General features: G+C 35.3%; 16 protein-coding genes. 8 read left to right on the plus strand and 8 right to left on the minus strand.

What is annotated here, in order from left to right; all coding sequences use genetic code 11:
- The first annotated feature begins 36 nt into the window (after positions 1 to 36).
- The 8 genes from DMB68_RS02010 (at position 37) to DMB68_RS02050 (ending at position 10,700) form a co-directional block, all read left to right on the plus strand.
- Positions 37 to 3,315, plus strand: coding sequence for a SusC/RagA family TonB-linked outer membrane protein (locus DMB68_RS02010; protein ID WP_110345002.1), 3,279 nt, complete (start codon positions 37 to 39; stop codon positions 3,313 to 3,315).
- 5 nt (positions 3,316 to 3,320) lie between these two features.
- Positions 3,321 to 5,090, plus strand: a complete 1,770-nt coding sequence (locus DMB68_RS02015; protein WP_110346316.1) for a RagB/SusD family nutrient uptake outer membrane protein — start codon at positions 3,321 to 3,323, stop codon at positions 5,088 to 5,090.
- 383 nt (positions 5,091 to 5,473) lie between these two features.
- Positions 5,474 to 6,025, plus strand: a complete 552-nt coding sequence (locus DMB68_RS02025; protein WP_110345004.1) for a hypothetical protein — start codon at positions 5,474 to 5,476, stop codon at positions 6,023 to 6,025.
- Positions 6,026 to 6,279: 254 nt separating this feature from the next.
- Entirely contained in the window at positions 6,280 to 6,903 is a 624-nt protein-coding gene (locus DMB68_RS02030) for an SMI1/KNR4 family protein (RefSeq protein ID WP_110345005.1), read from the plus strand.
- 285 nt (positions 6,904 to 7,188) lie between these two features.
- Positions 7,189 to 7,677 (plus strand): hypothetical protein, encoded by a 489-nt coding sequence (locus tag DMB68_RS02035; RefSeq protein ID WP_110345006.1) that lies wholly within the window; start codon positions 7,189 to 7,191, stop codon positions 7,675 to 7,677.
- Positions 7,678 to 7,976: 299 nt separating this feature from the next.
- On the plus strand, positions 7,977 to 9,632 hold the full coding sequence (locus DMB68_RS02040; protein WP_110345007.1) for a sensor histidine kinase: 1,656 nt from the start codon (positions 7,977 to 7,979) through the stop codon (positions 9,630 to 9,632).
- Positions 9,629 to 10,261: a response regulator gene (locus tag DMB68_RS02045; RefSeq protein WP_110345008.1), complete on the plus strand. Its 633-nt coding sequence runs from the start codon at positions 9,629 to 9,631 to the stop codon at positions 10,259 to 10,261. The genes DMB68_RS02040 and DMB68_RS02045 overlap by 4 nt, the downstream gene beginning before the upstream one ends.
- Positions 10,262 to 10,376: 115 nt before the next feature.
- Complete coding sequence (locus tag DMB68_RS02050) at positions 10,377 to 10,700, plus strand: hypothetical protein (RefSeq protein ID WP_110345009.1); 324 nt, start codon at positions 10,377 to 10,379, stop codon at positions 10,698 to 10,700.
- 117 nt (positions 10,701 to 10,817) lie between these two features.
- Here the strand turns inward: DMB68_RS02050 and DMB68_RS02055 are convergent, their stop codons facing one another.
- From DMB68_RS02055 to DMB68_RS02090, 8 genes are all read right to left on the minus strand, one after another.
- Positions 10,818 to 12,863 (minus strand): protein-disulfide reductase DsbD family protein, encoded by a 2,046-nt coding sequence (locus DMB68_RS02055; protein ID WP_110345010.1) that lies wholly within the window; start codon positions 12,861 to 12,863, stop codon positions 10,818 to 10,820.
- A 135-nt stretch (positions 12,864 to 12,998) separates the two neighbouring features.
- On the minus strand, positions 12,999 to 15,812 hold the full coding sequence (locus DMB68_RS02060; protein WP_110345011.1) for a M16 family metallopeptidase: 2,814 nt from the start codon (positions 15,810 to 15,812) through the stop codon (positions 12,999 to 13,001).
- A 12-nt stretch (positions 15,813 to 15,824) separates the two neighbouring features.
- On the minus strand, positions 15,825 to 17,207 hold the full coding sequence (locus DMB68_RS23590) for a TlpA family protein disulfide reductase (RefSeq protein ID WP_231131559.1): 1,383 nt from the start codon (positions 17,205 to 17,207) through the stop codon (positions 15,825 to 15,827).
- Between the two features lie 27 nt (positions 17,208 to 17,234).
- Positions 17,235 to 18,707, minus strand: coding sequence for a retropepsin-like aspartic protease (locus tag DMB68_RS02070; protein ID WP_110345012.1), 1,473 nt, complete (start codon positions 18,705 to 18,707; stop codon positions 17,235 to 17,237).
- A gap of 5 nt (positions 18,708 to 18,712) precedes the next feature.
- On the minus strand, positions 18,713 to 19,585 hold the full coding sequence (locus DMB68_RS02075; protein ID WP_110345013.1) for a thioredoxin family protein: 873 nt from the start codon (positions 19,583 to 19,585) through the stop codon (positions 18,713 to 18,715).
- Positions 19,586 to 19,659: 74 nt separating this feature from the next.
- The gene (locus tag DMB68_RS02080; RefSeq protein WP_110345014.1) at positions 19,660 to 21,138 is read right to left on the minus strand and encodes a PKD-like family lipoprotein; all 1,479 of its coding nucleotides are present in this window, start codon (positions 21,136 to 21,138) and stop codon (positions 19,660 to 19,662) included.
- A 34-nt stretch (positions 21,139 to 21,172) separates the two neighbouring features.
- Complete coding sequence (locus DMB68_RS02085) at positions 21,173 to 21,940, minus strand: DUF4843 domain-containing protein (protein WP_110345015.1); 768 nt, start codon at positions 21,938 to 21,940, stop codon at positions 21,173 to 21,175.
- A 13-nt stretch (positions 21,941 to 21,953) separates the two neighbouring features.
- The gene (locus DMB68_RS02090; protein WP_110345016.1) at positions 21,954 to 23,402 is read right to left on the minus strand and encodes a RagB/SusD family nutrient uptake outer membrane protein; all 1,449 of its coding nucleotides are present in this window, start codon (positions 23,400 to 23,402) and stop codon (positions 21,954 to 21,956) included.
- Between the last annotated feature and the right edge of the window lies 1 nt (position 23,403).

A 23,403-nucleotide genomic window follows, 5' to 3' on the forward strand; every position in this document is an offset into this window, starting at 1 on the left:
TTAATAATTAAGTATCGAAAACCAATAACTTAAATCATGTATTTTAAACGAATCAATTTAAATTTTCTAAAGAGAACCTTCTTTTTAGCTTTGGCGCTAATGTCTGTTCTGGGCGGTTACAGTGCCACCGTTCTTAAAAAATCAAATGTAAAAAATAAAATAGAAAAAGCGACATTAGTTTCTATTTTTTCAAAATTGAGCCAGCAAACCGGCTATAAATTTAGTTATGGACAAGCCATTATTGCTGATAACACAGCCTATTCAGTAAATTATGGCAATGAGTCTGTAGCGGTGATTTTAAGCGATCTTTCTAAAGAAGCCAATTTTAATTATAACATTAACGGAAAGCTGGTTTTAATTAAGAAAACAATTGTAAAAGCGGCATCCGGACAGGAAAAAATTAAAGTAAAGGGAAAAATTGTTGACGAAAACGGAGTGCCAATGCCGGGTGTAAGCATTGTAGAGGCAACTACAAAAAATACTTCGATAAGTAATTTTGACGGAGAATTCGAGATTACAGTTCAGGAAGGCAGTAATCTTGAGGTTTCGTATTTGGGTTATAAAATGAAAACTGTTGCAGTTCAAAAAAGTTTTATGACCATTCCGTTAGAACCAAATACTTCAGAACTGAGTGAAGTTTTAGTTGTCGGTTATGGAAAACAGTCTAAAAAAGATGTGACCGGAGCCGTAACACAATTGGAAGCTGCTAATTTTAAACAGGGAGTAAATGTATCGGTAGACAATTTAATTCAGGGAAAAGTAGCAGGCGTACGTGTAGTTAATTCAAGCGGAGAGCCGGGAGCGGGTGTAAACGTGACAATTAGAGGGGTTGGATCTATCAGAAGCGGTAGTACGCCTTTGTTCGTTGTGGATGGTCTGCCTTTGTCAAATGATGATGTAAGTCCGACAGGGACTAATGTTGGTTTTGGAGCGTCTTCTGCTAAAAATCCATTAAACTTTTTGAATACAAGTGACATCGAATCCATTACCGTTTTAAAAGATGCTTCTGCAGCTGCTATTTACGGAGCCAGAGGTTCTAACGGAGTTATCCTTGTTACGACTAAAAAAGGAGCAAAAGGCGAGGGGACTATGACTTTTGATTCGTATATAGGAGTTGCAACTGTGGCTAATAAACTGGACGTTTTAAGTGCAGATGAATATAGAAAGGCTATAAAAGATCCAGCTTTTGATTATGGAGGAAACACAGACTGGCAGGATGTAATTTACAGAACGGCTATTACGACCAACAATGCGCTTTCTTTTGCAAAACAAACAGCATCAGGAAATTATTATGCTTCTGTAGCGCATATGGATCAGGAAGGGATTATCCGCAACAGTAATTTCAAACGCCTTACGGGAAGGATTAACGCAGCAGAGTCTTTTTTAGACAATAAACGTTTAAAATTAAAACTGAACCTTACGGCGAGTGAGACAAAAGATAATGGCGTTCCAACAAGTGATGACGGTGGATCAAACGGACAATTGATTGTACATACATTAATGGCAAATCCTACAAGACCTGTTTTTGATGCCAATGGAAATTACACGAATTTTAATAAGAATGCGCATTACAATCCGGCTTATTTGTTAAGCATTTACGAAGATGAAACACGTACATTGAGAGTGTTAGGAAATTTAGAAACTTCTTTTAGAATTATTGACGGATTAGAATATAAATTAAACATAGGTATTGACCGTTCTACATCTGAAAGAAATACTACGATTTATCCAAACAACACCGATTTAAATTCAACAGGAAGATATGCTCAGAGCAATCTGGATTCTAAAAACTCTCTGATCGAGCATTACCTGACGTACAACTTAAATTTAGACAAGCATAAAATTGAAGCTTTGGGTGGTTTCTCTTATCAGAAATTTGAAAGAGCAGGGACCAACTTTACTATCGAAAACATTACGGATAAAGGAGTTGGTGTAAAACCATCAATCAATCCTGGTTATGAAGGAGAAAAACCGTTAGTGACAGGTTATGCTCAGGAAAACGAATTGCAGTCTTATTTTGGAAGACTTAATTATACCTTTAATGATAAATATCTTTTAACAGCTTCGATGAGAGCAGACGGTTCGACCCGTTTTGGAGAAAATAACAAATACGGTTACTTTCCTTCATTTGCTTTGGGATGGAATATATCTAAAGAAAGTTTTCTTGCAGAAGCTACAGCTATCAATAATTTAAAACTTAGAACGAGCTGGGGACAAACCGGAAATCAGGAAGTAGAAAACAAACTGACTAAGGCAAGTTACTCTCTGGCCGGTCCTGATGGATATTATTTGTATGATGATCTGAATCTGGTAAACGGGATTTCTGTAGTAAGAACAGCCAATCCTGATCTGAAATGGGAAGTAGTTACACAATTTAACGTAGGAGCAGATTTTAGTTTGTGGAATGATAAATTGTACGGGACAGTTGATTATTTTACCAAAACAACAACAGACGCGATCTTAAACGTACCAGCACCGGTATTAAGCCCTACAACAACAATCTGGACGAATATCAAAGATGGTAAAATCATCAACAAAGGTATTGAGATCATGTTGGGTTCAAAAATAATAGATTCTAAAGATTTTACATGGAATGTGGATGTAAACGGTGCTTCATTACGAAATAAAATAGAAGACTTGCCTGTTTCAGAAATCTTAACCGGAACAGTTTCCGGACCGGGGCAATCTGGAGTAAATGCTAATATCTACAAAAACGGTTACGCTGCCGGATCATTTTATATGAGAAAACATATTGGTTTTGACGCTAACGGAAATGATATTTTTGAAGATCAGAACGGAGACGGAAAAATTGATAACAGCGACAGGGTGATTTTTGAAGGAGCTTTGCCAACTTTTTACTATGGACTTAACAGTGATATGAAATACAAAAACTTCAGTTTTTCATTCTCTATCATTGGTCAGACAGGAGGTTATCTGTTTAACAATACAGGGTTGAATGCTTTAAATATCAACAATCTTGCTTCAGACAGAAACGTAGCTACACAATATTATGAGTCGGGTGCAAACTCTGCCAACTCACCGGTTTTATCATCGCTTTTCCTTGAAAAATCAGATTTCATCAGATTAAATACGGCTCGTTTAGGGTATGATTTTAACCTGAAAAACCTAAGCTGGATAAACGGACTGACACTTTATGTAACAGGTCAGAACCTGCTTACGATAACAAATTATTCAGGATACGATCCTTTAGTAAATACTCCAAAATCTAATGGAGGAAACCAATCTATCGGTATTGATTACGCCAGTTACCCAACTTCCAGAACCTTCAGTTTTGGTGCAACTTTAAAATTATAATGATCATGAAGACAAAAACGATATTCAGTTTAAAAATTATAACACTTTTCTCTTTTATTTTTCTCTTTACCAGTTGTACAGACCTGGATGAGGTGGTACTGGATGAAGTATTAGGTGGCGAAGCATCGGATCCTGCCGGTGCATTGGCTGCAGCTTATGACAGATTAGGGGACAGAACATTTACAGATCACGGAGGTGTTTTTTCGCTACAGGAATATACTACCGACGAAGCTATTTTGCCAACCCGCGGAAGTGACTGGGGAGATGGTGGAAAATGGAGAGACATGCACGAATTTACCTGGACTTCCAACAATGCTATCGTTGTGGATAACTGGAATTTACTGACCAACGGAATTACACGTTCGCTGACTGCAATTAAAGCTATTGAAGAAAGTACGATTCCTGAAAAAACGATATTTTTAGCCGAAGCTAAAGCACTTCTGGCATTTTATACCTACCACACTTTAGATTTGTACGGACAGGCTCCATACAAAGATCCGAAGATTTTAAACGCCCCTTTACAGGTTTTTAAAGCAGATACTCAAATTGATAAATTAATTACAGAAGTAGAAGCTTTGATACCCGATTTGGCTGATTTTGGCACACAACGAACTCACCACGGAAGATTCACAAAACAGGCAGCTTACGCTTTTTTAAGTACCATGTATTTAAACCGTGCGGTTTTTAAAGACCGTTATAATGCCACTTCAAACTTCAATTTCAATGAAGCGGCCGTATCAGGTACAGGAACCGACATGGATCGTGTTATTTATTACACTTCATTGTTGATTGACTCAGGGAAATTTTCTTTAGAAAGTGATTATTTCAAAAACTTTGCAAGAGATAATAATAATGGTAAAGAGCTTATTTTTGCCATCTCTCAAAAAATCGATGGGATCCGTAACGGTTCAAACAGTTTTGCGTATGTGTGTGTAGAGCGTAACCAGAGAGCTTCTGCCCTAAACAGAGGAACAAATGCCGCTTGTACAACTCCAGAATTCTATGCAAGCTGGGACGGTAATCATGATGATCCAAGATTTCATCAGCATTATCAATATGCAGATGGTACATGGTTTATGAATGACGGTACAGACGTAAGTGTTCCTGCAACAGACATGGTGCCAAACAGCAGTCCGGCGACACCTTGGTTTCACTTCAACAGAGGAATTCAGGCTGGTCCCCAGTATGGTCCTAAATTATTGACATCAGCATCTCTTGAAATGGTAGGGAACCGTATTAAAGTTTCTCCTCTGTACATGGAAAAAAGTGCCACTACAAGAATGGATTTTACACCATCCTTAACCTTTACAAAACCGCTGGAATCTGTTTTTGCCCAAAACGAAATCAATCAGGGAGCCCGTATATTTAAATATGAATTTGATCCCGAAGGAGGAAACGGTAATAGCAATGTGGATATTTCGCTCTTCCGTTTAGGAGGAATGTATGCCATGAGAGCCGAGGCTTATTTCAGAAAAGGAAGTGATGGTTTAGCAATGAGCGATTTAAATAAATTGCGTACCAGCAGAAACAGGGAATCCTTATTTGCAAATGCTCCCGGAAAAGCGCTTACTACTTTAGATGCAGCGCAATTATATAAAGAATTAGGTTTCGAATTGTATTGGGAACTACAGAGAAGACCACAAAGCATGCGTTTCGGAAAGTTTGATTTGGCCGGAACTGCAAAACCGGTTACAGAACCTTACAGAAGATTTTTCCCGATTCCGCAAACGGTTATTGATGCAAAAGATTTAGACCAAAATGAAGGATATAAATAAGTTAGTGTGTTAGTTTGTTTTTTGACAAAACGCCTGTTTCGAAAGAGACAGGCTTTTGTTTTTTAATGAGGAGCTTGTTCCGGCTGTCCGCTATATTCCCGCTAACAAAAACTACGGCAAAAAAGCCTTGTTTTTCTAAAGCGGGAGATGCCGCTTTCATCTGGGCTAGGGCAGAGGTTTTTATAAGGACGACAGTGTAGTATTTAACATCCAACAAATAAACAACCCTTTTGATTATTGTAAGAAAAAATAAATATATTTGAAACTTACTAATACTGATGTTTGTCAGACATAGCCACCCGATTTAAGGTGGATAAGTCGGATATTGTCGCACATATATACGAGTTGGTGGCAAGTTCACCGCAGAATCAAGAATCCAACATATGAAATTTGAAATACCTTTTGACGAAAGTATCTACAAACAACAAATCGAATTGACCTTTAAACAATCTTGGTTACATTCTCAAGCTGAAACAAAAAAATTAGCAATAATTGCGATTGTCTTTGTTTGTCTTGGAATTGCTATTCTTTATGGAGATGGAGATATTGGAAAATTATTTTTGATTATTGGAATCATATCTCTTGCTGTTTTTGCATATCGTTTGCAACGTTACAAAAAGGCAAAAAACACAACTCAAAATTTGATGATTGAAGCTATAAAAGTTTGGGAAACAAATCCAATAAGTTTATGGAAATTTGAAAATGATTTTTTTAGATTTAAATTCTACGGCGGAGATTATAAAATTAATTGGGACACTCTTAAACATTTTGAAGTCGTTGAAAATACTCTTTTCTTTGGATTCAAAAAAAATGGAAATTATTACACATTGTCAGAAAATGAAGTTGGGAAAGATGATTTTTTGAAAATTGTTGAATTCGTAAAGCAGAGAATAGAACCAGCCACCAACAGCTACTACAACGGATTTGGGCAATAAGCTTAATGGAAAGATGGTTTTGTATTTGGGATGATTTGGCAAATCCGAAGAATGGGCTTAATTTAATCCCAAACTGCTTGTAGCGCGAGAACGTCAGGCTGTGAAAAAACTAAAATCAACGTCTTGAGAATCTCATATTTGAGATTTTTCTCCGGTAGCTCTCCGAATACTTTCTAAATTTGAAGAGGTTTTTTCACAGACTGACGTTGTGCGTCATTTTAGCCCGAATGAAACTTAAATAAAATCAAACTTAAATGGTAATAGAAAAAGAACAAATTTCTAAGCTTAAAAAAATTGATGGAAATGGTTTTTTTAAGAAAAATCCATTTCAAATATTTGGTTCCCAAAAGCATAAATACGAACTAAATTATTGTTTATCAGAGGAAAAAATATTAGACTTTGAAAAAACAAATCAAATTGAGCTACCATTAGAATACAGAGATTTTATAAAAAACATAGGAAATGGAGGAGTTGGTCCGGCATATGGAGTTTTCAAGTTAGAAGATTGGAATTTTGAACTTGATATTGAAAACAGGAATTTTCTAAATGAAAATTTTCCATATACAGAAAAGTACAATTTAACATTTGCCGGAAATGAAAATGATGAAGATTATATTGAAAGTGAAGAATTTGCAAATTGGGAATTAGAATATTTTAGCGAAAAACATATTTATGGCAGTATCAGAATTTGTCATTATGGATGCGGAATTTATTGTTTTTTGGTTATTTCAGGATTAGAAAAAGGAAATATCTGGCTTGATTCCAGAGTAAATGACGAAGGGATATATCCATTTTCGACAGAAACTAACTCGAGATATAATTTTGCAGAATGGTATAATGAATGGATAAATGAAAGCTTGAAAAAACTGAATAAATAAAAAAACGAACGCACAACAGCTACTAAAACGGATTTGAGCAATAGGCTTAATGGAAAGTTGGTTTTGTATTTGGGATGATTTGGCAAATCCGAAAATAGGGCTTAATTTAGTCCCAAACCCACGCTACGCAAAGTCTTTTTTCAGACTTTGCGTAATTTTAAAATCGTGTTACAATCCGTAAAATTGTCAAAAGTCCTTGGCTCGGCAAAGGGTACAATCTCCGGTTTCCGTATCGGCGGTTAGCGAGCTAAAATTAGTGGTAAGTAACATTTAAAACTTAAAAAAATGAAAACGAAACTTTCTATATCAATTCTTATTTGTTGTTTATCACTTTACGGACAAGAAAATGTTGATTTTGAACAAAAAGCCTTCGAGTTTTATAAAGATTCTATAATCAATAAGACTTCATCAAAAATTAACTTAGTAGTTAAAGTTCAGGATTATAATTATTGGAAATCAGATTGTACAGAAAAATTTATGCTTAAATGGCAAGATACAATGGTTGGAGGTACAGACAACCTTGAAGTTAAAAATATTATTTTAAGCAATGACAATAGATTTAAACTGATTAATAAATTTAAAAAAGGTGATTATCCAAGAACTTTTGTCATAGCAAATCTGAAAAAGAATAAAAACCAAAACCAAAACCAAAACCAAAACTTTGTTACTATTGTCGAAAGCTACAAAGACGAAGTCATAAATTATCTTTTTGAAATGGATATTTATGGAAAAGTTAAAAGTTGGTGTAAAGGAAAATGGATTGGAGAAAATTAAAACCAGCCTTACCTCGCTACGCAAAGTCTTTTTCAGACTTTGCGTAATTTTAAAATCATCTTCCAATCTATAAAAGTCTCAAAAGTCTCCTGACTTTTAACAGGAATCCCTTAAGCCAACCATCTAATTTCATTAAAATCCAAACAAACATTTAAAGAATTTAGCAAACCTATTGCTTCAAAGTTTCTTTTAAAACCCCAAACCAAGTATATTTACATAAAGTAAAAAAATTGGAAAAAGTTATATTTAGGACTTGAATCAGTCATACTAAACTGACTTTATCTTTAAAATAGATTTTAATGAACATCAAAACATTAATACTGATTATAATTAATAGTTTAATCGCATTGGTAATTGCTTTGCTGTCTTTTTCATCCTACCAGCAGTTTTCAAACGTTTTGAACGATCGTATTTTACTGCAGTTAAATTCTATTAAAACACTCAAGCAAAACCAGATTGAGCATTTATTAAAATCGGAGTGGGAGCGATTTGAAGCTTCCGAATTGTACAGCCAAAACATTGATACTACGTTATTAAAACTTCCGGACAGTATTAAAAACAGAAATGGTATTTACGATTTTACTGCGTATCATGTGGCTAAAAAAACAACAATAGGTTTTATCTCCAATTCGAAAAGAGGTAGAATGATTAAAGTTTTAGATTACAATAAAATTAAACAAATACTTCTTGAACGTACCGGAATGGGAGACAGTGGCGAATCCTATCTTGTGGGTGCCGATTTCCGAATGCGTTCCCAATCCCGTTTTTATCCTAATAAAATTCCTTACACCATTACTGTTAAAACAAAAGGGGTAACCAATGCTTTTAAAGGGATAAACGGCAGAGGTGTTTTTGAGGATTACAGAGGTATTGAGGTATATAGTGTTTACAGTCTCATAGTGGTTGGAAACTTAAAAATGGTTATTCTGTCTGAAATAGATGTTGATGAGGTTACGCTCCCTTTAAAAGAGTTGAAGCAAAGACTTTTAGGTTTAACGCTTGCTATTTTTTTATTGGCTGTTATGCTTTCTCTTTTTCTGACAAGATTTATCACCAACCCAATCAAGAATATGCAAAAAAGTCTCCGGATTATGGCACAAGGAGACTATAACCAAACCAATGAATTTATAAAAAATTCTACCGAAATAAAGGAAATGTTTGATGCCCTGGCAAATTTGAAAGCTTCTTTGCAGGGTGCCGTAAAATTCTCTGATGATATTGGGAAAATGAATTTACATTCCGACTTTAAACCTAAAAGTTCTAATGACCTGCTGGGAAAAAGTCTTTTAGCGATGAGAGATAAGTTGATAGAGTTTAGAAATAATGAAGAAAATACTCGAATACAATCAAAACGGATGCTCGTAAACGGTTTGGAAGATGAAAGGCGCCGACTTTCGAGAGAGCTCCATGATGGTGTAGGTCCGTATTTAACCTCTTTGAAGCACTACATTGAAAACAGGGTTAAAAATGAATTGAAGAAAGCAGAAATGAAGAAAATAGTAGATGATACCATTTCTGAAATCAGGTTGATGTCAAATGCCTTAATGCCTGCTTCAATAGATGATTTTGGAATTGGAGTTACTTTAACCAACTTTATTGAAAGCCTGAAAAAATCGACAACTGTAACTATTGAATACGAAGATTTAACCCAACAGGAAAATTCTAATATTACCAACCATCAGGCGATTAATCTTTTTAGGATAACCCAGGAGCTGATTAATAATTCATTAAAACATGCTGATGCAACAAATATCCGGATTACCCTTTCAGAATTCGATGAATTTATTTCTCTTTTTTATTTTGATGATGGAATTGGGTTTGATATAACCACTGTTAAATTAGGTTTAGGAATTATTAACATCAAAGAACGTGTAGAAATTTGCAATGGTACTATTACCATCAATGCAGCTCCCGGAAACACAACCTTTGAAATCGAATTACCCATAGAATTATGAGCGAAATCAAATTAATAATAGCAGATGATCATGAGCTTTTTCGAAATGGATTGGCTGAGCTCCTTAGAAAACATGACGATATAAAAATAGTTAAAACGGTTGGGGATGGTTTAGAGTTTATGGAATTGATAAACAGCCAGTTTGAAGCTGATATCGTATTGCTGGACATTACGATGCCCAATATGGATGGTTTTCAGGTTTTAAAAGAATTAAAAAACGCCACTTCTGATATAAAACCTATTGTGATTTCGATGCACAATGATGGCAATTATATCGCTAAATGCGCTAAAATGGGGGCTTACGGATACCTGTTAAAAAATACAGATGAAGCGGAATTGATTCTTGCCATAAGAAGCGTTGCTAATGGGAAAAAATATTTTAGTGCTGAAATTTCTGAAAAAATGATCAACTTTATGTCAACGCAAAGCATCAGTGAAGATGTTTTGTCGAATAAGGAGACAGAAGTTTTAGGTTTGATTTCTAAGGGTTTAACAACGAAAGAAATTGCTGCTAAACTATTTGTAAGTTCACGTACCATAGAAACCCATCGTGCCAATATTTTGAAAAAATTAGAAGTAAAAAATACCGCCGAACTCATTAAAAAAGCAGCAAAAATGAATTTAATATAGTGCATTAAAAATAACAGCTATCCGTATAAATACGGATACAGATTGGGTAGATTCACATAATCCTAAAAGCCTGTTACTGATTGTAACTTTGAAAAAACAGTAAAAAGTAACAGTCATGAAAAATATACTATTGGTTTTAGGAGTTTTATTAATGTCTTTTAGTGCATCTGCACAGGAAGAACCTACTAAAGTGAAACAAAGCGATTTGAAAGGTCCTGCTTTTAAAAATTATAAAGTTTGGGAGCACGAAACAGTGCCAACCAAAATATATTCAGAGAACAATAAAGAATCACTGCAAGGTCCGGCATTTAAAAATGCTCAACCGATGAAAGAGACTCCAGAAAAAGAACTGGTTGAAGTAAAAATAGGTAATCCTGAAAGACTAAAATTAACGGGGCCAGCATACAAAAACCATGGTCCGTGGAGTAAAAAAGGATAATGTCTCACTAACTGAATTAGATGGTTCAGCTGTTTGCCACTGTCTAAAATCTGATTCAATAGTCATTATAAAGCTAAAAGGCTGTCTGAAAAGTAATTTTCGAACAGCCTTTTTTTGTTACCTTTTATAATTAGAAACCCCAACTCTGAGCCAATCTAAATACTCTTTTACATCCGGATTATAGGCAGAAGTTTTGTTTAATAATTTGCCATCTGAATCAGCCAATACATAAAAAGGCTGTGCGTTGGTTTTATAAGTAATGGTTTGAAACCCGCTCCATTTCTGACCGATGTATTTAATTTTTTTGCCTGTTAATTCAGATACAATTTGTTCATTTTGAGGTAATTCTCTTTTGTCATCGACATATAATGAAATCAAAACCAGGTCATTTTTCAATATATTTTGTACCTCATTATCAGACCAGACATTGTCTTCCATTTTTCGGCAATTTACGCAGGCATGTCCTGTAAAATCTAGCATAACGGGTTTTCCTGTTTTTTTTGCAAAGGATATTCCTTTCTCGTAATCATGAAAAGTGATGATATTGTGCGGACCATATTCGGCACCTTCAGGAAGGTTTTCTCTATTTGAGGTCTCCGTATTTTGAGAGCCGCCAATTCCGTTTGGAGATTCGCTGTAGTGCATAGGAGGAGGGAAGCCACTGATTAATTTTAAGGGTGCGCCCCAAAGTCCGGGAATAAGGTAAATTGTAAAACTCAAAACCACAATTCCAAGACTCAATCTTCCAACAGAAATATGATGTAACGGTGAATCGTGAGGGAGGGTAATTTTTCCGAATAAATAAAGAGACAGAATTCCAAAAACAGCAATCCAGATTGTTAAGAAAAGTTCTCTTTCGAACCAATGTAACTGCAAAACCAAATCGGCATTGGACAAAAATTTGAAAGCCAGCGCCATTTCCAGAAAGCCCAAAAATACTTTTACCGTATTGAGCCAGCCACCGGATTTTGGCAAAGAATTCAGCCAGCCTGGAAAAGCAGCAAATAAAGTAAATGGCAAAGCCAAAGCCAGAGAAAAACCAAACATACCCACAAAAGGAGCAATTCCTCCTCGTGAAGCTGCTTCTACCAGCAAAGTCCCCACAATTGGACCGGTACAGGAAAAGGATACAATGGCCAGAGCCAAAGCCATAAATAATATTCCAACAAAACCGCCTTTATCAGCCTGACTGTCTACTTTATTTGCCCACGAATTTGGAAGCATAATTTCAAATGCTCCTAAAAATGAGCATGCAAAAACCATTAACAGTACAAAAAAGATAAGGTTAAACCAAACATTGGTTGACAATGCATTAAGTGAATCAGCGCCAAAAATCCAGGTCACTACAGCACCTAAAAAAACATAAATAGCAATTATTGAAATGCCGTAAAAAACAGCTTTTTTAATTCCCTGTGATCTCGTTTTACTTTGTTTGGTAAAAAAACTTACAGTCATGGGGATCATCGGAAAAACACAAGGCGTCAATAAAGCCGCAAATCCGGAGAAAAACGATAATATAAAAATCGTCCAGACACTTTTTGAAGCTGTCGAAGGTTCTGTCTTCTTCACTTCCTGTTTTGGGATTTTAATACTTTTGGTTTGAACTAATTCTGTTGATTTTTTCTTTAAATCAGAAACCACCGTATCGTTCTCTTCTGTTTTTTGTTCTGTATTTGAAATATTTTCCACAGAAGATTTTATAGCTGCTGAACGACTTACATAGAATTCCAGTTCATCAGATCCCGGAGGCAGACAATTTTCGTCATTGCAAACCATAAATTCAGCTTCAGACTTAATTTTGAATGGCTTTGAGGATAGTACTTTTATACGTTGTCTAAAGGTAGTTTCTTTCTCAAAAAACTTAATCTGCATTTTAAAGACAGGATCGTTAATCGTTTTTCCTTTCTCTTCTTTTACACTGCCAATTAATTGAAAATCGGAACTTTTTATAAAATTAAAATGAGTAGGAATTGGACCTCCGTCTGCCACTTCCTGACTGTATAAATGCCAGCCTGCTTCAATAATTGCTTTCGCCTGCAGTTCATATTCTGTATCTGAAATTTTTACAACGCTGGTTTTCCATTTGATTGGATTATATATCTGAGCTTGTGCCATTATTGAAAACAATAGCAGAAGACTCCCTAAAAAAAAGTTCTTTTTCATGGGTAGGAATTTAAAAAAAAGAGGGTTGAATATTAAAAAAAACAACCCTCTGTCCGCTATAAAAATTACAATGCTTACTAATTCAAAATAATAATCAATAGGGAGATAATTAGAATGTGAGGATACAGCTTCAGGTTATTTTAGTGGCTTGAAAACAACCTCCATAGAATCGGCTTTGCTTAAAAGTGAGTTTGCAAATTCCTGTATGTCTTTGGAAGAAATGCTTTTTACAATATTGACATAATTTTTGGGATCATTCATATCATAACCATTTTCAAAATAATTATAAATCAGGTTCATGCTGTAACTGTTGAAGTTTTTGCTGTCTTCTCTTGATTTTAGATAATTGGTTCTGGTCTTTTCGATATCTTCAGCAGCGATTTCACCTTTTTTAATTTTATCAATCTCCTGATAAACAATTGGCAGTAAATGCTCTACCTTGTCAGCATCACAGTCAAAAGTAACCTGAACACCTGCTTTTGAAACCGGCAGTTTATCCAGATTTGCCCTTACACTTGCTCCGTAGGTTCCGCCTTCTTTTTCACGAAGGCTTTCTGTATAACGCAAAGTCAGCACATCGCTTAAAAAAGAAGCTAAAATTCTGTTTTTCTGGGTGTAAGCATAATCTTTTTGAAAGACAATACGGACCGAACTTTTTGGGGTTTCCATTTTAATAAAAACATCACGGTCAATTTTGTTCGAAGTCCATTTTGGGACATTCGTTTTAAATTTTTCTTTACGCTTGATTCCATTTATACTCGCTATATATTTTTCGAGTAAGGGCTTCAGGATCTCTGGTGTTAGATCTCCAACAACATAAAATTCAAAATTGGATATATCTGCAAAACGGTCCAGATAGAAAGATTTCATTTTATCAAAAGACAAATCATCGATATATTTTTGATCTACCGGACGAATTCTCGGATTATTTTTGCCATAAACGATATCCGATAAACTGTCCTGCATTTTAGCATTAATATCATTTGCCCTGTTTTTTAAAGAGTTTTGCATTCTTTGTTTTAAAAGCGCAAACATTTCGGCATCAAATCTTGGCTGAACAAAGCGCAAATGCACCAGCTGCATCATCGTTTCGATATCTTTTAGATTGGCAGAACCTGAAACCGATTCTTTCAACGAACTGATACCAATAGCAGAATTTGCAATTTTTCCTTTTAAAACTTTTTCAAGATCGATATTCGAAAGCTCCCCAACACCCGACATCATTGCCAGATTTGCAGATTGGGAAGCGGAAGGGATATCCAGAGGTTCGTACAAAGAGATTCCGCCGAAGCTTTCTGCTTTAAGTTCAACTTCTTTTTTATTTTTATCGGCGAATTTATAATGCACTTTTACGCCATTACTCAATACAAAAGTGGTGGCATCAATTGCTGTCTCTTTTTTCTCCGAAACAATTTTTCCGGGCACAACCTGCAGGTTTCCTAATAATGTTTTGCCTTCGAAGCTGTCCACATAAGGCTGTAGTGAAGCGTCATTTTCTGCTTTCTGAATAATATCAAAAGCTTTTTCCTGAGTCAGGTTTGCTTCACCTTCAACACCTGTTACGGTAATAACGCGGTTTTGTTTTGTGTACAATTTGCTTATCTGCTCCTGAAGAATCTGGGTGTCAATATTTTTTAAAATGTTTTTTGTCATTTCAAATTCGGCATTCGGATCAGCAATTACCTCGTGGTTTAAATAATCATCTTTTACCATTCCGATTACTTGTTGATGCGAAATTTCGTTTAGTTTTTCCAAATAATTTTCATAGCCTGAAATCGTTTCTGTAACCGCTCTTTCAATTTCACCTTTTGAGAAACCAAATTTGTAAGCGCGAACCCATTCGGTTATGACCATTGTAAAGGCTTCGGTCTGTTTATCCGGTTTTGGCGAAATTCCAAGATACCAGGTATCATTTAAACGGGAATATCCCTGATAAGTAATTTGTGCACTTTTAAAAGGACACTCCTGCTTTTGCGCCATTTCTGCCAAACGATTGTTTATGATTGAAAAAGCCATTTGGCGCTGTGTGTTTTTTTCTAAATCTGCAAAAGTTCCGGTTGGTTTTTCAGCTGCATGACGAATCATAAAACTGATGCTTGCTGCAGAAATTTCCTTGTCTAAAGCCAGTTTAAAAGTTGGGGTTTCATTATTCGGAATCGCAATTTCAAAACGTTTTTTAGGATTTTGATGCGTCGGAATATCTGCAAAAAGCTTTTTGATTTTTGCTTCAATTTCGGCAGTATCTATGTCTCCAACAATGGCGATTGCCTGCAAGTCCGGGCGGTACCAGTCTTTATAGAAATCTTTTAAAACCTGATATTTGAAGTTTTTGACAATATCCATATCCCCAATCGGCATTCGGTCTGCATACAGCGAATTGTTATAATAATAAGGGGCCAGCTGATTGTAAATTCGGGCTCTGGCGTTTTGTCTTGTGCGCCATTCTTCGGTAATTACACCTCGCTCGGCATCGATTTCTGCATCAGTCAGAGACAAAAAATTAGACCAGTCGTGTAAAACTAACAAACAAGTATCCACCACCGCACCATCTTTTGACGGGATATTATCCAGATTATAAACCGTTTCATCTGTACTCGTATACGCATTGATATTTTTTCCGAACACGGCTCCTTGTTTTTGAAGTGTATTCAGAATACCTTTTCCTTCAAAATGTTTGGTTCCGTTAAACGCCATGTGTTCCAGAAAGTGTGCAAGACCTTTTTGCTGGTCGTTTTCTAAAATCGAACCTACATTCTGAATGATGTAATAACTCGCTGTATTTTTATTGACATCTGTTGGATAAATATAATAGGTCATGCCGTTTGGCAAAATACCTTTCTTTATTTTTTGGTTGACCGCAATTGGGGCTGTTGATTTGAAATTTTGAGCCTGTAAGGATGATAAACATCCGAAGACAAATAATAAAATTGATATTTTTTTGTATAACATAAAAGTTTTGTTTTATCCTTTCAATAATTTATCCAATTGTACCCTTAATTCAGGATTAGACGGACGAAGCGCATCAGCATTGATAATGTTTCCTTTGGTATCGAATAATAAAAATCTCGGAATGGCATTTACATCATAATTTTTAGCCACATCAGAACCAAAATCTTTATCAGCCATTAGCTGAATGCCTTTTAATTGCTCTTTTGTAACAAAGTCTTTCCATTTTTGGGCGTCTTTTGGCTTATCCAATGACAGACTGATAAATACGATATTTTTTCCGTGATAATCTTCTTCGATTTTCTTCATATGCGGAATTTCAGCTTTACATGGTCCGCACCAGGTTGCCCATAAATCGATGTAGACAAATTTACCTTTAAAATCAGAAAAAGAAACAGGTTTGTCATTAATATCTTTATAAGTAAATTCTAATCCTTTTTGACCAACATTTTTATGAAGGACTTTTTCGTAATCCAGTAAAAAAGCTTTGCTCGCATCTGAAATCATAAAAGGTTTTATGGCCGGAGCCACTTTTTCATACTCTTCAATTTTCATTCGGGAACCGGCAACGGCATCGCGAAGAAAAACATCTTTTAAAGCCGGATCTGTAATATGTGTGATGGCTTCTGCTAAATCTAAACGCTTTGGAGCTGTTGAACTATTTACACTTACATAGAAAAAATAATTAGACATTAATGAAACGCCGTTAGACAATTTTAACAAATCAGGGTCTGTAAATTTTTTATCTGTTTCCCAGGTTTTAATAATTTCCGGACGAACATCTTTTTCAGGATGTACTGTCCTTGGCAATCTGAAAAAAGTATAGGTCAGTTCCTCAACATCGGTTGCTACGGCTAATTTTAATAATTTATTGAAAGCAGCATCTTTGGTTTTGATGGATTTTGAAAATTCATTGGCTTTGGCCACACCTTTATCAAGCCAGGGATAAAAATCAAGGTACGTCTGGTCTCCTCCAAGTTTGGCAAAAGGGGCAAATTCGTTGTAGATTTCGTTTGCTTTCTGAACTAATACATTTTGTCCGATATTTTTTCCTGCCAAAGTATAGCTGTCTTTAACAATGGTAAGTTCGATATCTAATTTGGGTTCTAAATACAAACGAATTAACTGACCTCTGCCTTTTTGTTGTCCGTAATCAACATAATAAAATCCCGAAGTTGTGATTGGCAGCATAAAACCAAATTCGCCCAGAGAATTTATTTTTGCTGTTGCAGCAACAGCCGGTTTTCCTTCTTCTGCATTATAAAGCGTAACTTCTTTCGCCTTTGATTCAGGGATTGAAAGTTTTCCTTTAATTATGGCATATTCTGAAATGCCGGACGCAAATCCAATCTGAACGGTAATGAGGCTCAGGATGAAATAAAAAATGTGTTTTTTCATGATAGTTATTTGTTTTTTGTTGATAATTTAAATTGAAATCTGCATGGACTGATCGCCCTGTTCGATGATGATATCTTTCGTTTCTTTGGATTCTTTTATTTTTTTTAGATTTTCCGGCTTCAGTAAATCTTTAGCTTCGAAATCATTGATTTGTGTGACTTTCGCACCCATTTTTACTTTTTTTAAATCTTCGTTCTGATAGTCTATGATTTTCTTTACAATAAGATTTTGGTTTTCATCAAAATCTAAATCCAGTCCTGCTAAATAAAAGGAAGAAAGCTTTTTAAAACTTTTATTAGGATCTAAATAAACCGTTTTATGAAGCAGATCGATCGTAAAATTGAACCGTTTTATTAAATCGATTCCGAGTGATCCATCGGCGGAAGCCCAGTTTTTATTTTCTTCCTCATATTCCTGAAGTGCTATGGTTACATTGCTGAAATTATTACCGTTGATAGCCACATTCGGAATTGCACCGCTAACAATTTTTGTTTGCTTTCCTAAGCTGTGATTTGTTGAGGTATATTCGGTTTTCAGGCTTTCTTCCAGTTTGTTTTTATGATTGAAAGGTCCGTAAGCAATTAGATCGTATCCGGCTCCGGTATCAAAAGTGAAACTGCCTTCGACTGTTTTTTTATCTTCAAAAGTCAAGTTCATTTTTACCACCGGAAGCCCCGATTTATAGTCAAAAACAAAAGGCTTTGCTTTGCCTGAATATTTAAAATCACCAAAATTGTACAAATCAATTGTCTTCCTATCAAAGTTGACCGAAGTGATAAAATTGTGAAGCAGGTTAGCACCAAATAATCCATCGTAAATACCGCTTTTTGGAAAAATAACCAAGCCCTGATTCTTCAAAACCTGATTGCCCAAATAAATGGTATTATTTGCCGAATATTGTACCTGCTGGCTGCCGCCCACCACACTTGCGGATTTGGTTTTCGTAACCACTACACCTGCTTTGTATGCACTGTCAGGATTCAGCGCCATTCCGTCTGCACCGGTGTCGAACAGCATTAGAAATTCACGATCCGATTTGTTGAGTTTTATTTTGATGGCGATTCCGTTTTCGATAATTTCAAACGGAATACTGGCTACTTTCTTTACTTCAGCATTTCGGTCAACATTATACAATTTGTCAAAATAGGTGACATATAATATTTTATTTGCTGAATTAAAAACTATATCAGAAGCTTTTTTGTCTTTCCCTTTAAAGAAAAAATGTACCGCAATACGGGTTTCATTTTTAGCTGCAACCGACTTTCCAATCTGCAAAGAGTCAAGTACCGGAAGAGCATTGAAAATTCCGTTCAGGTAAAACTCATTTGAAGATGAATCTCCCGTACTCACTGTAAAGTCTGATGCGAACAGTTCTTTCATGCTGTTGTAATCTTTATTCTGAAAAGCTTTTTCGAAAGTTTCAAGCGATTTTTGAATGCTGATCTGACCATAAATCGCAACACCGGAAAGCAATATTGTAAACAATAAAAACTTTTTCATTTGGGTTATTTTTGTAAAGTGTATGGATTCTTTGTCACAACTTTCTCGACACCAAAATCTTTCAGTAAAATGCCTTCATATTTTGTCCATTCTTCAGGCGTATATAATTCTTTTGCTCCTGCAAGTAGTTCTTTGAATCCTTTTAAATCATTTGTTTTTTCAAACTCTTTTTTCCTGCGCTGTAAAATTGTAAATACGTGACCCGTAACACTTGATCTTCCATAATCCTGAGCTAATTTTTTGCTTCCAAAAAGAAATGGATCATCGTATTGTTTGCCTACTCTTAATCCGGTAATAATCACAAAAGAAACTTCTTCAGTCGTATCCTTAGATTTTAAATAAGTATCGATAACATCAAAAGGGACATTTCTTTTGCCTGCCATATAAGCCTGCACATAAAAATCCGGATACTCTTTTTCGTTAATTGTTGGACTGTATTTTTTTAAGATTCCTTTTTTAGCCAAATCTTTAGCATTTTCAAGTAAAACTGTAAATTGATCTGCGTTTTGAAATCCGCCCGCAATATCAATTACCCTTCCATCAGCATTCATGAATATAAAAGTTGGAAAACCGGTCACACCATATTTCATACTTAGTTTTTTACCGATTTCTTCTTTCAGGATATCTGACTTAAAAGTGATGAAATTTGTTTCTAAAAGCGAAGCTACTTTTGGATTAGGAAATACTTCCTTGTCCATTTGGGCACAAGGAGCACAGCCGGTAAAATACAAGTCTACAAAAATCAGTTTATGTTCAGCGATAGCTTGTTTTTTAACCGATTCCCAGCTTTCATCAGTCGATGTTGTCTGTGCATTTAAGGCAATAGAAGACCAGGCAAGCAGCAAAAATGCACTTGCAGTTTTAAAAATGAGTTTCATAAAATGTGATTTTTTATAAGCAGAATGAATGTTGAATTTTCATTCGGGTTTTTAAATTTTCTAAGGATTTTTAATTATCTCGCACGATATGTTACATCAACAATTTTGCATAAACCGCTATAAGTATTGTCCAAAACTAAATCTCCATTTACAGGTGGAACAGTATACAATTCTAATTTACCTAGAGTACCATTATAACTTCCAACAATTAACTTTTTGGCGAAAGTTTTTGATCTTGCATTAAAATCTAAATAAGTAATTTCTTCACTACCTCTGTCAATCATTAATTTAGCCGATTGTATTCCGTTGTCATACTCGTATAATTTTCCTCCAACAGAATAGAATAAATATCCTGCATCCGGGCTTACGGCGAATTTTGTTGCTTTGTCAATATCCGGTGCGTTCAGGATTTCTTTGTAATAGGTCTGTGTCAGTGCTTTATTGAATCGCAACAAATAATACTTTCCTGTAGAAATGTTTTTTAGAACTGCAAAATTTTCAAGTGAGTTATAAGCTGAAGTCGTCATAAATACTAAATCGCAGTTGGTGTTATTCCAGTCTAAAACAGTTTCAGATCCCGTAACCGGAGGCATCGCAGAACAATTTCCTTTGTAAAGATTGTAACGCACAAAACGGCGTAAATCTTTATCAAAAAAGACAGGCGTTCCATTTACACCCTGATTCTCTGCTATAAAAGGTGCAGCGAAAAAAGTCTTTGTTTCTGTATCAAGGATATTTTGCGGCAAACCATATTTAACCTGACCAGCTCTGTAATAACTGTAAATATTTCCTTTACTATAAATAATATTTTCACCCGGACTTGCAGATTTCATAAAATCGACACCAAAATTGGTTTCAAAAGAGCCACCAATGGTTTCGTAAGCCATATTTTGAGATTGAACCCATCCAAAAGAATCCGGATCGATTCTGGCGGTACCGGTTTCAGTAGAGGTTATATAAATCCCGTAGGCTGTTGAAGTAGAAAGTGCTGTGCCAAAGCATTCAACATCTACTGCTTTTCCGCCCAGTTTTAATGCTGAACCGGAAGCATCCAAAACATCATTTATCACACGGGGTGTAGCAACGCCAGGAATAATGGATACCATATCCAACCTTGGTTTTCCATCAGCCTCTCCAATAATCAACCAGCCTTCATAGATTGAAGTAATTACGTTAAGTGTAAAAGGCTTTGCCTGCCAGGTAACTCCCGTAACTAAATCTTTGACAAAATAATAAACCGAATATTTTGCAGGAGGTAATTTTATAAGATCATCAAAATCTTTTGTTGTAGCAATTTTATTTTTAGCAACGGTAGTTACTGCAAACCATTCAAACGAATATCTGTCAGGGTTTGAACCATCGTCTTTGGTAGGGTTTAAATGAGGCGTTAACTTAAGATGCTCTCCTGTATAGACGGTATAGTTTTCCTCTAATCCCGTTACATTTATAGTGTTTATATCAGTATAATTGTAATTTCCCTCATCACTGACACAGCTATAAGCCAAAGTAATCAGTACTATTATGGCGAATTGTATTTTTATCTTTTTAAACATTTTCTTAAATATTTTAATATTAAAATGAATGATTTTAAGGAATAGTCATTTCGGTACCATCATCCTCATAAATGGTATTTCCTGATTTTTTTTGATCGGCCAGATAGCGTTTCATAAAAGTCTGGTAATACACTACTTCCGGGATTGTTAAACCTGCTGCGCCCAGTTTTTGAGAGAACATTGCCGGATTTAATTGCATAAGATCACACATTAAAAAGAATTTTTTGGCTGTAAATACGCCTAAATATGGTGCATACCATCCGGCAGGCTGTGTCAGTTTATCATCAAATGATAATTTATAACGAATGAAACTCATGGTTTTATTGGTCAGTGCATTAACCACTTTTGATTTCATATTTGTTGTAAAAAATTCATTTTCTTCCAAATTTAAAACCAGGGTAAAAGAATTGTTTTTCATGTCGGGAGCTCTAAAAACAGTTACTTCTATAGTATCTACTTCTTGTCCTGCATGAATAAAAACATCTGGTATAGAAAAATGAGTTCCTGCAACAGCTGTACTTGTGGGATCTATTGTAAGTTTTACTTTTCTGTCAACGTTACTTAATTTCCCTTGTACTCTTATCGGAATTTTGAAAATTCTCTCGGTTATGGCGGGATTGTCTAAACCAAAACTAAAGCCTGTACTGTCAATTAATGGGGCACTTATTTTATTAGGAGCGAACATCGCATTAGAAAAATAAATGTTATCAGTAGCTTCATAAGTTGCTATTTCTTCTTTCTCACAAGATGTAAATCCTAAAAGGGACAAGAAGAGGATACTTAAAATCAATATCTTATTCATAATTTAATCATTTTTAATTTTGAAAATTAATTTCAGAGTCCGGCATTGGCACTACATATTGAAGCGCTGTCATTGTTAGGTTTCCGGATGAAGCTGAACCATTAGGAATTGTTGTCGAATTGATTCGTTTGTAATAGAAAAACAACTGACCCTCTCCAATAAATTCTTTTTTGTATTCTTTAGTAACTTCTGTTGCTAAGACAGCTGTCGTGGCTAAATTACCCAGACCTCTGTTAAAACGAAGCGTATTCAAAAAGGCGATACCATCAGCAGAAACTGTTGCACTTTCGGCAGCTATTAGATACATTTCTGAAAGTTTAAACATCGGAATCTGTAGGCGAAAATTTTTTGTCTTATCTGTAACATCTTCATATTTATAAAATGTTTTTTGGGTTTTTCCTCCAATTATCGGAATTTTCCAGCTTGGCAAGCTTCTGTAATCATTATCGTTAGATTCGAAAACAGCATTTATACGAGTTAAAATTGGAGAGTATATTTTATCAGCTGCCAAACTAGAATCAAATAAATCCTTTTGTTTTGTGTATAAAGTATAATCGCTTAGCGCAAAGAAGTTTTCTGAAGAAAAAATCCGGTCCGGATTTGCTGCGTCTGTTGCTGCTAAAAATGTCGTCCATGGAAAGAAACCGCTTGATTTTACAAACGCAATAACTTCGTTTGCCACAATCGATGCACCTGGCTTATCACCTGAATACAGAAGAACACGCGCTTTTAAGCATTTTACTGCCAGATAATTCATTCTTTGTCCTCTGTTTAATGAATAATACGGATTTGCATCAAAATCTGACGTCGCAACATATTTTCCTGTTGTCAGGATAGGATCTTTGTCTAAAAGTGTTAATGCTATATCAAGATCTGCAAGTACTTTTGTAATCACATCTTTAGCCGGAAGAATAGGATTGCTGGTTGTTACAAATTTATCGTAATAAGGTATTCCGGGATCAGCTGGCGCTATTTTATATATTGGTCCATAGAGACGAAGCATATCAAAATGCAGCATGGCACGAATGGCAATAGCCTCTCCTTTTAAAAGATTTGCTTTTTCAACAGAAACAACTTCTGGATGCTCTTCTATACTTTCTAAAAATTTATTAGCAGATAAGATAGCTGTAAATGCAGTTTCCCAGATATTTAAAAATACCGATTTTGGTGTTGCTTCAGCATAAGCATAAGTTGCTATATTATACTTTGAAGCATAACTAGCCATATTATATTGCTGTCCCAAGATATCAACAGCATCCATAGTAAGCTGCTTTCCATAGAGATTATTACCCGCTAACTTAAGATAAAGTCCGTTATGTGCATTTTGTACTCCTGCCTCAGAAGTATAAACCTGATCTTCTAAAATTTGATCTTGCGGCACTACATCCAAAAAATCACTGCAGCTAATGGCTGTAATTGATAAAAGAAAAACAGATGTAATTTTATATAAATACTTTTTCATA

It is taken from the genome of Flavobacterium hydrophilum, assembly GCF_003202405.1.
GTDB lineage: Bacteria > Bacteroidota > Bacteroidia > Flavobacteriales > Flavobacteriaceae > Flavobacterium > Flavobacterium hydrophilum.